The sequence below is a fragment of the Pseudomonas sp. ZS1P83 genome, assembly GCF_054897825.1.
In genome coordinates, this window is the sequence record NZ_CM142706.1 from 2,812,340 (window position 1) to 2,826,205 (window position 13,866).

At 57.6% G+C, this 13,866-nt stretch carries 11 protein-coding genes and 2 pseudogenes; 6 read left to right on the forward strand and 7 right to left on the reverse strand.

What is annotated here, in order from left to right; all coding sequences use genetic code 11:
- Nucleotides 1–57: 57 nt before the first annotated feature.
- Nucleotides 58–909 carry a CAP domain-containing protein gene (locus tag ACYZT0_RS13355; protein WP_462046234.1) on the forward strand — a complete coding sequence of 284 codons (852 nt, stop codon included), beginning with the start codon at nucleotides 58–60 and terminating at the stop codon, nucleotides 907–909.
- A 72-nt stretch (nucleotides 910–981) separates the two neighbouring features.
- Here ACYZT0_RS13355 and ACYZT0_RS13360 read toward each other — a convergent pair whose 3' ends face one another.
- Nucleotides 982–1,770, reverse strand: coding sequence for a DeoR/GlpR family DNA-binding transcription regulator (locus ACYZT0_RS13360; RefSeq protein WP_462046235.1), 789 nt, complete (start codon nucleotides 1,768–1,770; stop codon nucleotides 982–984).
- A 297-nt stretch (nucleotides 1,771–2,067) separates the two neighbouring features.
- On the opposite strand from ACYZT0_RS13360, the gene ACYZT0_RS13365 reads away from it, so the two are divergent.
- Both ACYZT0_RS13365 and speF read left to right on the forward strand, forming a co-directional pair.
- A complete protein-coding gene (locus ACYZT0_RS13365) occupies nucleotides 2,068–2,955 on the forward strand; it encodes a serine hydrolase domain-containing protein (protein ID WP_462046236.1) in 888 nt (295 codons plus the stop codon).
- A 139-nt stretch (nucleotides 2,956–3,094) separates the two neighbouring features.
- On the forward strand, nucleotides 3,095–5,278 hold the full coding sequence (gene speF / locus ACYZT0_RS13370; RefSeq protein WP_462046237.1) for an ornithine decarboxylase SpeF: 2,184 nt from the start codon (nucleotides 3,095–3,097) through the stop codon (nucleotides 5,276–5,278).
- A gap of 4 nt (nucleotides 5,279–5,282) precedes the next feature.
- On the opposite strand, the pseudogene ACYZT0_RS13375 reads toward speF, so the two are convergent.
- A pseudogene (locus tag ACYZT0_RS13375) lies at nucleotides 5,283–5,396 on the reverse strand (LysR family transcriptional regulator); the annotation flags it as partial.
- Between the two features lie 198 nt (nucleotides 5,397–5,594).
- Here ACYZT0_RS13375 and ACYZT0_RS13380 point away from each other — a divergent pair.
- Nucleotides 5,595–7,271 carry an MFS transporter gene (locus ACYZT0_RS13380; protein ID WP_462046238.1) on the forward strand — a complete coding sequence of 559 codons (1,677 nt, stop codon included), beginning with the start codon at nucleotides 5,595–5,597 and terminating at the stop codon, nucleotides 7,269–7,271.
- Nucleotides 7,272–7,378: 107 nt separating this feature from the next.
- Here ACYZT0_RS13380 and ACYZT0_RS13385 read toward each other — a convergent pair.
- A pseudogene (locus ACYZT0_RS13385) lies at nucleotides 7,379–7,684 on the reverse strand (GTP pyrophosphokinase); the annotation flags it as partial.
- 103 nt (nucleotides 7,685–7,787) lie between these two features.
- Nucleotides 7,788–8,159 (reverse strand): PH domain-containing protein, encoded by a 372-nt coding sequence (locus tag ACYZT0_RS13390; RefSeq protein WP_462046239.1) that lies wholly within the window; start codon nucleotides 8,157–8,159, stop codon nucleotides 7,788–7,790.
- Between the two features lie 198 nt (nucleotides 8,160–8,357).
- Here ACYZT0_RS13390 and ACYZT0_RS13395 point away from each other — a divergent pair, with 198 nt between their 5' ends.
- Entirely contained in the window at nucleotides 8,358–8,783 is a 426-nt protein-coding gene (locus ACYZT0_RS13395; protein WP_462046240.1) for a hypothetical protein, read from the forward strand.
- 188 nt (nucleotides 8,784–8,971) lie between these two features.
- On the opposite strand, the gene ACYZT0_RS13400 is transcribed toward ACYZT0_RS13395, so the two are convergent.
- On the reverse strand, nucleotides 8,972–9,430 hold the full coding sequence (locus ACYZT0_RS13400) for a metallophosphoesterase family protein (RefSeq protein WP_462046241.1): 459 nt from the start codon (nucleotides 9,428–9,430) through the stop codon (nucleotides 8,972–8,974).
- An 83-nt stretch (nucleotides 9,431–9,513) separates the two neighbouring features.
- The gene (locus ACYZT0_RS13405; protein ID WP_462046242.1) at nucleotides 9,514–12,099 is read right to left on the reverse strand and encodes a bifunctional diguanylate cyclase/phosphodiesterase; all 2,586 of its coding nucleotides are present in this window, start codon (nucleotides 12,097–12,099) and stop codon (nucleotides 9,514–9,516) included.
- A 257-nt stretch (nucleotides 12,100–12,356) separates the two neighbouring features.
- On the opposite strand from ACYZT0_RS13405, the gene dapF reads away from it, so the two are divergent.
- Nucleotides 12,357–13,175: a diaminopimelate epimerase gene (gene dapF, locus ACYZT0_RS13410; RefSeq protein ID WP_462046243.1), complete on the forward strand. Its 819-nt coding sequence runs from the start codon at nucleotides 12,357–12,359 to the stop codon at nucleotides 13,173–13,175.
- A gap of 21 nt (nucleotides 13,176–13,196) precedes the next feature.
- On the opposite strand, the gene ACYZT0_RS13415 is transcribed toward dapF, so the two are convergent.
- On the reverse strand, nucleotides 13,197–13,676 hold the full coding sequence (locus tag ACYZT0_RS13415) for a VOC family protein (RefSeq protein WP_462046244.1): 480 nt from the start codon (nucleotides 13,674–13,676) through the stop codon (nucleotides 13,197–13,199).
- Between the last annotated feature and the right edge of the window lie 190 nt (nucleotides 13,677–13,866).

Here is a 13,866-nt window from a genome sequence, read left to right on the forward strand (position 1 = left end):
TGCGCTCGCGGGGGTGAAATCGCGCATCATGGGCGCAGCCAGCTCAAGGGGATTTCCATGCGTTTCAAATCATCCGTTACGCGTTTTGCCACGTTGTCACTGGGTCTGTTGTTCGCCGTGAATGCGTCGGCAGTCGACGAGACACAACTGATTGATTCGATCAACGTCTACCGCAGCCAAGTGCAGCGTTGCGCGGGTCAGGTCTCGCAGGAACTGCCACCGCTGGCAGGCGATCCACGGTTGGCGCTGTCCGCCACCAGCATCGGCAATCTGCAGCAGGCGATGGCAACCGCGGGTTATCCAATGAAAAATGTACAGGCGATCAGCCTGTCCGGGCCGCGCGATGCGCCGTCGGCGATGAAAGCCATTCAGGAAAGTTTTTGCCAGATCGTGCTGGACCCGCAGTTCGTCGATGTCGGTGTGAGCCGCCAGGACCGCGAGTGGCGCATCGTGCTGGCACGACCGCTGTTGAGCGCTCGCTTGGGCGACTGGCAGGCGGAAGGCCAGAAGCTGCTGGCCGAGCTCAACGCCGCGCGCACCCAGCCGCGCCAGTGCGGCACGCAATCCTTTGCCGCCACCACGCCACTGACCTGGAACGTCACGCTCGCGACGGCGGCCGAGGAGCACTCCCGGTCAATGGCCAACAACAATTACTTCGATCACAAGGACCGCGATGGCCGTACGCCGGGTGACCGGGCTGAACTGGCGGGTTACAGCGGCGGGCAGATCGGCGAGAACATTGCTGCCGGGCAAGACTCTGTGCGCAAGGTGGTCGATGGCTGGGTGTCCAACGCCGGTCACTGCGCGAATCTGATGAACCCGCAGTACCGGGACTTTGGCGCGGCGTATGCGGTTGATCCGAAGAGTGATCCGGGGATCTATTGGACGGTGATGTTCGGGACACCATAAACGCCCTTTTTTTGCAGGGTCATCCATAGTGATTGGACGACCCGCCAAGTCACGAAGTACTGATGGGGCGCTTCACGTATCCGCCTGCACCACCTCGATCCCGAGCTTTTGATAGTCCTCGACATTGCCCGACGCCACATGACGCTCGGTGATCAGGGTATGGATGCGCTGACACGGCGCGACCACGAACGGCTCCACCGCCCCCAATTTGTCGGCGGTGGTGACGGCAACGACATGGGAGGCGCTGGCGAGCATCGCCTGTTTGACCGGCACCTCGTCGAAATGCAGAGAGCTGATGCCGACTTCCGGGTGAATCGCGCAGACCCCGGTGAACAGCAGATCAGCCTTGATGCCCTCGATCAGCCGCAGGGTTTCATGCCCGCTGGATGACATAGTCGCGGGATTGAGTTGCCCGCCGGCCAGAATCACCGTGATGTCTTTGTATTCGGCCAGGGTGATCGCGATCATCGGCGAGGTGGTGACGGCCGTGATGGAAATGCCCGAAGGTAGCGATCGGGCGATCTGCAGCGTCGTACTCCCCGAATCGAAAATCACAATCTGGCCATCCTGTACCTGGCGTGCGGCGAGTTGCGCCAAGTGTGTTTTCACTTCATCGGTTTCGCCGACGCGAGTGAAAAAATCCTTGCCGGTGTCCTTGGGTCGCGGCAGTGCCCCCCCGTGTACTCGCTGTACCAGCCCGGCGGTGGCCAGCTCCGCCAGATCACGGCGAATGGTGTCTTCGGACACCACGAAATGCTGGCTCAACTCGGAGGCCATGACCTTGCCGTCACGTTCGAGGATCAGCAGGATTTTTTGCCGGCGCAGATGAGGGAGCTCGGCGGCTGAGTGTTGCTCATGCATGTTTCTGCCTGCTTTTGCGCGAAATTGCGTGTTTGTGCCAGACTAGTCAAAGCGCGGGATAAACACAAACCCACCGGTCATCAATTCTTTCGATGATTCAAATCATGAAGCCGAATTTTTTATTTTTTTGTGACCTGTTCAAAATGGCGCCATCACAAATGCTTTGGATGAAAACTTCATGAATCTAAACTTTGCCTTTGCGTGCATGATCGTCGTCTCGTTTGCGATTGCGTTGGGGCACGCCTGAACAGCGCAAACCAATGGCGATACGCACCTTCCTCTCTCCAGAGTCGACTGATGCTTTTTTCCCTTGTATCGAACGGCTCGCCTCTCACGCCTGAACAGCCTGATACAGCGGTGCCCTGGTGGAGCTTTACCAAAACCGTGCTCGCCGCCACCGCGCTGTCGCTGGTGCGTGACGGCTTGATCGACCTTGACGACACCGTGGCTGAAGGCCCCTTCACGCTGCGCCAATTGCTGCGGCACGAGGCCGGGCTGGCGGATTATGCCGAGCTCGCCGACTACCACAACGCCGTTGCCCACCATGAGAGGCCTTGGTCGGCCGATGAAATGCTGCAACGCCTTGATGCCAGCCGGCTGCGCTACGCACCGGGGAACGGTTGGCGCTATTCGAACATCGGCTACCTGTTCGTCGTGCGACTGATTGAACGCGTGACCGGGCGCGCGCTTGAAGAAGCGCTGGCGGAGCGTGTGTTCGCCCCCCTCGGTTTATCCCGCGTACACCTCGCGAAAACGCCAGCCGATCTGGAGAGCGTGAACATGGGCAGCGCGCCAACCTACGACCCCGGCTGGGTCTATCACGGCTTGCTCGTCGGCCCACTTGGGGAAGCCGCCCTTTGTCTGGACGGTCTGCTGGCTAGCAACCTTCTGCCAAACGCGCTGCTGCAAGCGATGCAAACGGTACGCCTACTCGGCGGCCCGATTCCCGGACGCCCCTGGATGTCTGCGGGTTACGGCCTCGGACTGATGCAGGGCGCGGTGGCAGGCGGCCTGATCTTGAGCGGACACACCGGCGGCGGTCCGGGCAGCGTAGTGGCGGTCTATCGCTGCATTTATGGCGACGACGCGGCGAGTTGCGCTGTTTTTCATGAAGGCGGCAACGAAGGTGTTGTCGAAGCAGAGCTGGTCGAGCGCCTGTCGGCAACCCTTGGGGAAAGCCGGTAGAAAAACCCTAACCCTTGCCAAACATGGTCTATAACCAGTGTCGACATGATTTGGATCAGGGGACCTTGAAGGCTCCCTCGGTAAATTGATCTCTTGAAAAACAGCGGACAAGTGAGTGTCCGCTAGGAGATTCCCCCGCATGAAAGCCCTGAAAATAGCCGCCAGTGATTCCGCTTTCGATTGTTTCCACACCTCCCGAGAAGTGATTTCGCTCAATCAAACTGACTACACCGATGTCGCGGTTGCGGTGTTCTCCGTCGAGGATGTGATGGCTGGCGCCCTGGACGCTTTGCAGCGTACCGGTTTCGATATCCCCATTTTCCTCGTCGCCTCTCCCGGTTCCGGCAACCGCGCTCGGGATGTCTACAAGCACCTGCAGGACGTACTGCTTCAGGTGAATGGCATTTTTGACCCCTCGCGAAACAACGCCGACTACCATGGCAACCAGCTGGAGACAGCGGCAAAAGCCTATGAAGAAAGTCTCCTGCCGCCCTTCTTCGACGCGCTCAAGCACTACACCGAATCGGCCAACGCTACGTTCGCCTGCCCTGGCCACCAGGGCGGCCAGTTTTTCCGCAAACACCCGGCTGGCCGGCAGTTTTTCGACTTCTTCGGCGAGACCCTGTTTCGCGCCGACATGTGCAACGCCGACGTCAAGCTCGGTGATTTGCTGATCCACGAAGGTCCGGCACTTCTGGCGCAAAAACACGCGGCGAAGGTGTTCAACGCCGACAAGACCTACTTCGTACTCAATGGCACATCGGCCTCCAACAAGGTGGTCACCAACGCGTTGCTCACGCCTGGCGACCTGGTGCTGTTCGACCGCAACAACCACAAATCCATTCATCAAGGTGCATTGATCCAGGCGGGGGCGACCCCGGTTTACCTGGAAACCGCGCGCAACCCCTATGGGTTCATCGGCGGGATTGACGCCCATTGTTTCGAAGAAGCTTACCTGCGCGAACTCATCAGCGAAGTCGCACCGGACAAGGCCCAACTGCCACGGCCGTTTCGCCTGGCGATCATTCAGCTGGGCACCTATGACGGCACCATCTACAACGCCAGACAAGTCGTCGATCGCATCGGCAAACTGTGCGACTACATCCTGTTTGACTCGGCGTGGGTGGGCTACGAACAGTTCATCCCGATGATGAAGGATTGCTCGCCGCTGCTGCTTGACCTGCATGAAAACGACCCGGGTATCTTTGTCACGCAATCGGTGCACAAACAGCAGGCGGGGTTTTCCCAGGCTTCGCAGATCCACAAGAAAGATCGCCATATCAAGGGCCAGGCTCGCTATTGCAACCATGCACGGCTGAACAACGCCTTCATGTCCCAAGCGTCTACCAGCCCTTTTTACCCGCTGTTCGCCTCACTGGATGTGAACGCGCGCATCCATTCCGGGCGCAGTGGCCAGCGGCTGTGGGAAGACTGCGTGAAGTTCGGTATTGATGCGCGCAAGTTGATTCTGGAAGCGTGCACGATGGTCCGTCCGTTTGTGCCGGACACCATTGACGGACGCCCATGGCAGGACCATCCGACTGAGGACATCGCCAACGACATCCGTTTTTTCGAGTTCCATCCGAAGGATCGCTGGCATGCCTTCGGCGGTTACGCCGACAAGCAATACTTCATCGACCCCTGCAAGTTGCTGTTCACAACGCCAGGCATCGACCCGGTCGATGGCAGCTACACAGACTTCGGTATCCATGCTGGCATCCTCGCCAACTTCCTGCGGGAGAATGGCATCGTTCCGGAAAAGTGCGACCTGAACTCGATTCTGTTCCTGCTCACCCCTGCCGAAGACTGGGCGAAGATGACTCATCTCGCCTCACAGATCGCGCGCTTTGAACGTTTCATCAGTGATGACGCGCCGATGAGCCGGGTGTTGCCGGCCATCTATGCGCAGCACCAAGAGCGCTATCGCAACTACACCATTCGCCAACTCTGCCAGGAGATGCACGACCTTTACCGCGACCACAACGTCCAGCAATTGCAGAAGGCAATGTTCCGCAAAGAACACTTCCCGAAAAAGGCCATGAACCCTCAGGCAGCACAGTTCGAATTCATCCGTGGCAACGTGGAATTGGTGGCGCTGGCAGACGCCGAGGGTCGCATCGCTGCCGAAGGGGCGCTTCCCTATCCACCCGGCGTGCTCTGCGTAGTGCCCGGGGAAATATGGGGGGGCGCGGTGCTCAAGTACTTCCTGGCGCTGGAGGAAGGTATCAACTCTCTTCCTGGCTTCACGCCGGAACTACAGGGCGTGTACTTGAAACAGGAAGGGGGCCGCATTCGCGCCTATGGGTACGTGATCAAGACTTGAGTCTTCACACCGCCCCCACAATAAACTCCCGCAACCATTGAGGCGCCGGATCGCGATGGCAGCGCTCCGGCCAGAGCCTGCTCATCTCGTAACCCGGCACCTCCAGCGGCGCGTCAACCTGGGGCTAAGCGTGATGGCGAGTGGATATCTGCGCGAAGCCGATTATGCTTCAAGAAACCTTGCAGCGATGCGAGGCCGTCAGCCTGTGTGCATGCTTCGCGCAATCCGTAATCCGACGACATCAGCCCCAGGGCCTGGGTGCGGCAAAAAGGTAGTGAGGTACTCCGGCCTACAACAAGAACGACGGAGAAGACTAATGGCCGCAATTGACAACACATCCACGGGCAGCGCGCCCCACCACGGGGTTACCAAGGAGGAGCGCAAGGTCATATTCGCCTCGTCCCTGGGCACCGTGTTCGAGTGGTACGACTTCTACCTTTACGGCTCCCTCGCCGCGATTATTGCGAAGCACTTCTTCGCCGGCGTCAATGAGACAACGTCCTTCATCTTCGCGCTGCTCGCGTTCGCCGCGGGATTCGCCGTACGCCCCTTCGGCGCCATCGTGTTCGGCCGACTGGGCGACATGATCGGGCGCAAGCACACCTTCCTCATCACCATTGTGATCATGGGTATCTCCACCGCCGTAGTGGGCTTTTTGCCCGGCTACGCGACCATCGGCGTGGCGGCGCCGATCATCCTGATCACCCTGCGCCTGCTGCAAGGTCTGGCCCTGGGCGGTGAGTACGGCGGCGCGGCCACCTACGTGGCCGAACATGCGCCGAAAGGCAAGCGTGGCTACTTCACCTCGTGGATCCAGACCACCGCGACCCTCGGCCTGTTCCTCTCGTTGCTGGTGATCCTCGCCTGCCGCACTGTCCTCGGCACCGAAGCGTTCGAGGCCTGGGGCTGGCGCATTCCCTTCCTGCTGTCGATCCTGCTGCTGATTGTCTCGGTATACATCCGCCTGCAACTCAGCGAGTCGCCGGTGTTCTTGAAGATGAAAGCCGAAGGCAAGTCCTCCAAGGCGCCGCTGACCGAATCCTTCGCCCGCTGGGACAATCTCAAGATCGTGATCATGGCCCTGCTCGGCGGCACTGCCGGCCAGGCCGTCGTCTGGTACACCGGGCAGTTCTATGCGCTGTTCTTCCTGCTGCAGACCCTGAAGATCGACCCCCAGACCGCCAACTTGCTGATTGCCGGTTCGCTGCTGATCGGCACGCCGTTCTTCGTCATATTCGGCAGCCTGTCCGACCGCATCGGCCGCAAGGGCATCATCATGGCCGGCTGCATCCTCGCGGCGCTGACTTACTTCCCGATCTTCCATGGGTTGACCCAATACGGTAACCCCGACGTATTCATCGCGCAGGAGAAGAACCCGGTCACGGTGGTCGCCGATCCCGGCCAGTGCTCGTTCCAGTTCGACCCGGTGGGCAAGGCCAAATTCACCAGCTCCTGCGACCTCGCCAAGACTGTGTTGGCGAAGAGGGCCATCCCCTACAAGAACGAGAAGGCTGAGCCTGGCGCCGTCGCGCAGGTCCGCATCGGCAACAAGGTGATCCCGAGCTTCGAGGGCACCGGCATGCCGGCCGCCGACTTCAAGACTCGCAACGACGCCTTCACCGCCACCCTCGGCACCGCCCTCAAGAACGCCGGCTACCCCGAGAAGGCCGACCCGGCCAAGACCAACTATCCGATGGTGCTGCTGCTCCTGACCATCCTGGTGATTTACGTGACCATGGTTTACGGCCCGATCGCCGCCTGGCTGGTGGAACTGTTCCCGGCGCGCATCCGCTACACCTCGATGTCGCTGCCCTACCACATCGGCAATGGATGGTTCGGCGGCTTTCTGCCCACGGTGGCATTCGCCATGGTCGCGGCCACGGGTGATATCTACTACGGGCTGTGGTACCCCATCGTCATCGCCGTGATGACGGCCATTCTTGGCACGTTCTTCCTGCCGGAAACCAAGGATCGGGAAATTCATCACACCTAGGCGGGCACCCGCCCTCTTTCGCAAGGGAGAGGGCGATCCTTGCGTATTAAGTGTGTTGCATCGACCGCTTTGGACGGAAATGCGGACGGGTCTATTTGTTCGGCTCGTTACGAGCGCAACACGCCAATCGCCCGTCGATATTTTTCATTGCGCTCCAGGTCTTCCCACGACGGCTGCGCTATCCGTGACAGATCGCTGTTCTCTTCAAGGTCCGCCAGTTTGACTACCCGGCCAATGGGATGCTGCGCCGCGCGTTCGACGAAGGCCTCATAGGGCTCACCCGGCACTTTAGTGACCGATTCGATGGCTGTCAGAACGACTTCGCTGAACCCTTCCTTGCGCAGGCCATCAAGGCTGATGCCGCAGTCTTCGACCACGTCATGCAGCACCGCGACGATGCGTTCTTCCAGCGTCGCTTTAACGGTCGTTGGGTTTGAGCAACACAATGCCTACCAGCCAATGCAGTGTTCATGCTTCCATTGTTACCTCTGAAAAGTTGCCACGAAACCTAAAAACTCAGCCCAACAGATGCATTGAGATAAGCTTCGAAATCTCGACCATCGACGTCCTCCCGGTGAATTCAAACTTCACTTTGCCCAGCGCCGAAAAGTAGATTTCCAGTTCAGAGTCCAAATCAAAGGTGCCCGAGGTTTCCACGGAGTAGGCGACGATGTTTTTGTAAGGTAAAGAAGTGAAGTCTTTTTTGCTGCCGGTGATGCCTTGTACGTTGACCGCGATGATTCGTTTATTGGTAAACACCACGCCGTCGCGCATGGATTTGTAGGCATCAATAACTTGCTCGCCGTCCAGCAGCAGCGCGGTGACTCGCTCCGCGTACTCGTTGTTTTGCTTGAGCTTGAAGAAGCCTTTGTTGTTGAAATCGATCATCCGCCATTCCTTTCCTTAAAGAGTGTTCCCTGGATTGCCAGCACGTGGCGCGGCGAGCATACCATTGGCGCCTGCGCTTTTTTGCGCCCCTGCCACAGCGGATCAAAAAACGAATTGAACCCCGCGCCTCATCGCGTTTTCGAAACCCTATAAGCGCGATCCTTGATCAAGTGAAGCGCCACTGGAGAGAAAATCCCGATGAACAGTAAACTGCTGTTTCTGCTTGCCAGCCTGAGTCCCACCCTGGTCATGGCTGAAGGCTGTGACGTGCTGACCCGCTCTCAAAGCCCTTCCGTTCCGGTGGTGGAATCTCATAGCTGCTATGAGTACGAAGGCATGCCGGTGAACGCCATCGATTGGTCATGCAGCAACGAGAGTAAAGACATGCTGGCCAGCACCAAGAAAAAAGTCGAACAGTGTGCCGATCATTCTCAGGCCACTTGTATCGCGACGTTGACGCAAGAATCGCTGGCCAACCCTCACTCCACCAGCAAGGACAAGAACAGCAAATCGCTGAACATTCCCGACAATGCTCAAGTGACTACGTATTACTACGACGCTGAGCATTTGAGTCAGGCGAAGATTGATTGCGAGTCGGGCGGTGGTCACTGGAAAGCGAAGTAGCCTTTCAAGAACGCAAAAGCCCTCTTTCGAACAACTTCAAATTGATAGCACCACACTATGGAACACTCTCCATTTCTCGCGCGCGACATCCTTGTACGGAATGCGGCTGAGCAAATCAGAGAGGATGTCAAGGCGGGCCTGGCGCTCCTGCGACGTCGAATTTCCACTTGTCAGCTCCCCGGGAAAGGTCATTCCAGTAGCGAGATCAGACGCGGCTCAATTTTGTTCTCAAGCACCTCAAGCAGAGCCAGCGTGACCGGTAGCTTGAAGCGCCGCCGTCCCGCGCTGCCGGGATTGAGGTACAGCCGTTCGCCGCGCCATTCAATGCGTGGCTTATGCGAGTGGCCGGTGATCACCAGCTTTATGCCTGCATCGAGCACGACCGGAACATCGGCGATGTCATGCACCAGCAGAGCCTGCCATCCGTTGAGGTCGAAACGTAGACTGTCGGCGAGATGTCCTGCCCAAGGGGCGTCCAGGTCGTTGTTCCCACGTACGACGTGCAGCGGGGCGATAGACTGCAGTTGACCGAGAATGTCGGGGTCGCCGATGTCGCCCGCGTGAATGATCCGTTCACAACCCTCCAGGGCAGCAAGGGCTTCGACACGGAGCAGGCCATGGGTATCGGAAATCACGCCAACTTTCATGCACCGCTCCAGACGAGACTCAGGAATCAACACACAGTGTAGCCAAGCAAGCGCCCGAGACCTGCGCGGTCAGCTACTGCGCCTTAAACGCTGCTTTTGGCACCTGTACTTTCTATGATTCCCACCAGAGCGTTGAACGCGCACGTATCGAGCGGCCGGCTCAAGAAATAGCCTTGACCTTCGTCACACGACACCGCTTTCAACAACTTCAGATGCTCGGCTGTTTCAATGCCCTCTGCGGTAACGGTGAGCGATAACGCACGGCCCAAGCCCACGATGGCCTGGATGATCGACTTGTCACCCTCGCTTTCACCCAGCCTGTTTAAAAAGCTGCGGTCTATTTTCAGGCCATCGAATGGGAAAATGCGCAGGTAGCTCAGCGAAGAATATCCTGTTCCAAAGTCATCCATGGATATGCGCACGCCAAGGCGTTTGAGCGTACGCAGTATCTCAAGCGCGCCTTCAGCATCTTCAAGCATGACGTTTTCGGTAATTTCCAGCTCTACTCGGGCAGGATCGATTCCAGAGTCGAATAATATTTTCTGGAGGCGCTCTACCAAATTGCCTCGCTTGAATTCGATGGGCGAAAGGTTAATCGAGACGAACAGACTTTCCGGCCATCGCGCGGCGTACCTGCAGGCGGTATCGATGACCCAGTTGCTCATGGAAAGAATCAACCCGCTTTCTTCCGCAATGGGGATGAACGTGTCGGGTGATATCAATCCACGCTCAGGATGTTGCCACCGTACCAACGCCTCGGCACCGACCATCTGACCGTCAGCGATACGATAGCGCGGTTGGAAATGCAGCCGCAGCTCTCCGTGTTTGATCGCAAAACGCAGGTCGCTTTCCAAACGGCGGCGCTCAATGATCTTCGCGTTCATATCGCCCGCGTAAAAGCGCCATGTGTTGCGACCTCCGGCCTTGGCTTCGTACAACGCGATATCCGCATAACGAAGCAGCTCAGTAGCCTCGCGAGCGTCATTTGGCGCCATTGCGATGCCAATACTGGCGCTGACGAACACTTCCTGCTCATCGATCTCGATAGGTCGCTCGATGGACTCGATCAGGCGGCGACATAGCGCCTCGACTTCTTCCTGGGAGCTCACATCGGTCAGGATCAGGACAAACTCATCACCCCCGACCCGGGCGACAAGGTCCCCGTGGCGCACGCAATCAGCCAGACGGTTCGATACTTCGTTAAGTACCAGATCACCTGCCGCATGCCCCAACAGGTCATTCACCGGTTTGAATCGATCCAGGTCCAGACTGAGCATGACCAGCGGTTGTTTTACTGTTGGCAAAGCCTTGAGTTTACCGTCAAGAAACTCCTGAAGCCGTGTCCTGTTAGGCAACCCGGTCAGCGCGTCATGCTGTGAGAGAAATTCGATTCTTCGACGGGCTTCGACTTCCTCGGTGACGTCAGTTGCAGTACCCCGGAATCCTCCACCGGCCATTTCTCGCGCCGAAAGACGCGTGATTCGCTCTTGGCCTTCAGTATCGACGTAGCGGCACTGAACACTGATGTCCGGGCGACGGTTCGGGATGCTGAGCCACTGAGATAACGTACCTAATTCGGTGCTCAGCAGATCATCCATCGCCGCACCAATCCAAGCGTCCCTGGAGAGCCCTGTTACATCCTCAAATCGCTCGGATAGATAGGTGAAATGCCAATCAGCGTCTATTTCCCATACCCAGTCCGAGCTGGCTTCAACGACATCGCGAAAGCGCGCTTCGCTGGTGGCGAGGGCAGCCTGACTGCTTTGCAGTGATGTGTAGCTGGTGTCAAGCGCCTGTGCACCCGCGGTCGTGCGACGCAAGATGGCCCAGGTCATCAACCACACCAAGAGCGCGGCGATGCCGATCAATGGCAACCCTAGTCCCAATAACCGCAGACCTGGCCTGGACGGACTCCAGTGCACACTGCCGGCAGTACCGTTCTCGCCCAATGCAAAGACAGACGTTTTGCCGATTTCATCGGAAGTGGCGACGTGCAGGCCATTCACCCCGTAATCCCTGCCTATCGTCTCGAGTTTGGCGCTGTCCAGAATGTCGACGAACATCAACACCGATGGCGACCTGTCATCAGGCACCACTGTCGGGTCAGTTCCCGGCGTAATCGCCGCTGCCGCGACCAAGGCCGGTACGCCTCCAACGACAATGAAGGCGGTTGCCGGCGTCTCTGTTTGCGCGCCTTCCCGAGCCTTTACGAGAATCGCGTCAATGGACTGCTCGAGCCAAGCTTGGGCTTCAACCGATTTCAACTCACCCTTGACAACAGAGTAAACAGTGCGATTGAGGTCGTTGATGACAAACACGCCGGAAAATCCAAAATCCGTGTAAAGCGTTGTCCCGACGTTTTGTCGTACGTAAGCCCAGTCCGCGTCCATTTCAACATGCAGGTGCTTGTAAGCATCGCCCCAAAATGCGTAATCCTTGACGGTCGTCCCTAGCGATTTTTCCAGCGATTGCATAGCCTTCTTCGTGTAGAAAGCACTTTCGACCTCCTCCGTTCGGTCTAAATCATGCGCAAGATAAAAAAGTGAATAGCTGGCAAGGAAAAAAACGCCCGCCAAGAGGCCCACAAACTTGAACAGAGAAGCGCGTGCCAGCGATACGCTTGAACGATCGATCGGTGTGCGGGTGATAGAAGGGAGAGTGTTCGACATAGATTCCCGCTGGTCGTTGAGGCAAGTCGGCTGCATCTCAAGCTATCGGCTGCAGTTGCTGAAGGGTGAGTGACCATGTGTCGTCCCGGGCTTATCTCCCCACTGCCGGCTACCGTTTCAGTCCAGTCCAGCGCTTAGCTTCAGCACCGGCAGCATTCGACCTGCCTGAGCGTCCAGCCCCAACTTGCAAAAGTTAGGCGAGTGCGGCTTGATCGCCTTTAAACATTCACCACATGTCTCGTCGCCAGGATCTATTTATGCCGCTGAGTTTTCATAAAATGCACGCCAATGGCGATGACTTCGTTGTTGTGGACTCGCGCAACTCAGCCAATCCTGTGACAAGTAACATGGCTCGGCGAATGGGTGATCGCAACCGAGGCGTCGGATTCAATCAACTCGCAGTGGTGCTCGATTGCGATGATGCAGATGCGCGCTTGATGTTTTGGAATGCAGATGGCTCCACGCTGGATGCTTGTGGCAGCGCAACGCGGGGTGCCGCAGATATGTTGATGCGCGAATCAAATATTACTTCGATAGCGCTTCGAACCAACCGTGGTCTACTTACTTGCGAACGAACCTCAACCGGCGCAATTTCCGTCAGCATGGGGCAGCCACTTTTCGGCTGGTCGGATATTCCCTTGGCTCTGGAAATGGATACTGCTTTTTTGCCACTTGCTGATGGCCCAACAGCTTGCAGCATGGGGAATCCGCACTGCACTTATTTTGTGGATGATCTAACAGCCGTTGATATAGCGACCATCGGACCGACAATTGAAACCAACCCCCTATTCCCCCTCAGGACGAACGTGCATTTCGTCCAGATCATTAACCGAAAGCACATTCGATTGCGCATTTGGGAGCGCGGGGGCGGTATTCCGCTCGGTTCAGGTTCCTGCTCCTGTGGCGCCGCTGTTAATGGGATTCGTCGTGGCTTGTTAGACAATTCCGTTGAGGTTGAATGTGATGGCGGAACCGTAACGGTTCAATGGGATGGCGTGGGACCTGTCTTTCTCATCGGACCGGTAGAGACAACTTTTTCGGGAACAATCACGGATAGCTTTTTACAAGTTTTATAGCCCAGCCCCATGCGGCGCTGGTTAACGTTTAACAGCCGCTTCAATCGCAGCGATGTCGATCTTTCCCATCTCCATCATGGCGTCGAACGCGCGCTTGGCCACCGCTCGATCAGGATGGGTTATCGCGGCTGTCAGAACGCGTGGTGTGATCTGCCATGACAATCCCCACTTGTCCTTGCACCAGCCGCATACACTTTCCTGGCCGCCATTTCCGACAATCGCGTTCCACAAGCGGTCTGTTTCGGCTTGGTCGTCGGTCGCAACCTGGAACGAAAAAGCCTCGGTGTACTTGAACGCCGAGCCGGCGTTCAGTCCGAGACAAGGGATGCCCATCACCGTGAACTCGACTGTCAAGACATCGCCCTGCTTGCCCGCCGGGTAGTCGCCAGGCGCGCGATGGACAGCGCCGACAACGCTGTCCAGGAACGTCTCGGCGTAGAACGTTGCAGCGTCCAACGCGGTGCCGTCGTAGCAGAGACTAATCGTGTTCTTGCTGATCATCTTGGTTCTCCAAAATGGGGACTGGTGCGTGCATTTTAGCAGCGCAGTCAGCGGGGACTTCAGCGCCCCAAGCTCCTGATCGGTAAGCGGACGGCGAACACATCTTTACTTCGCTCTCACATCGAACCGCGTTCCACTGCTATATAAGGCTGAGTCTCGTGACTTATGCAGGCATCCACTGATGAGGCAG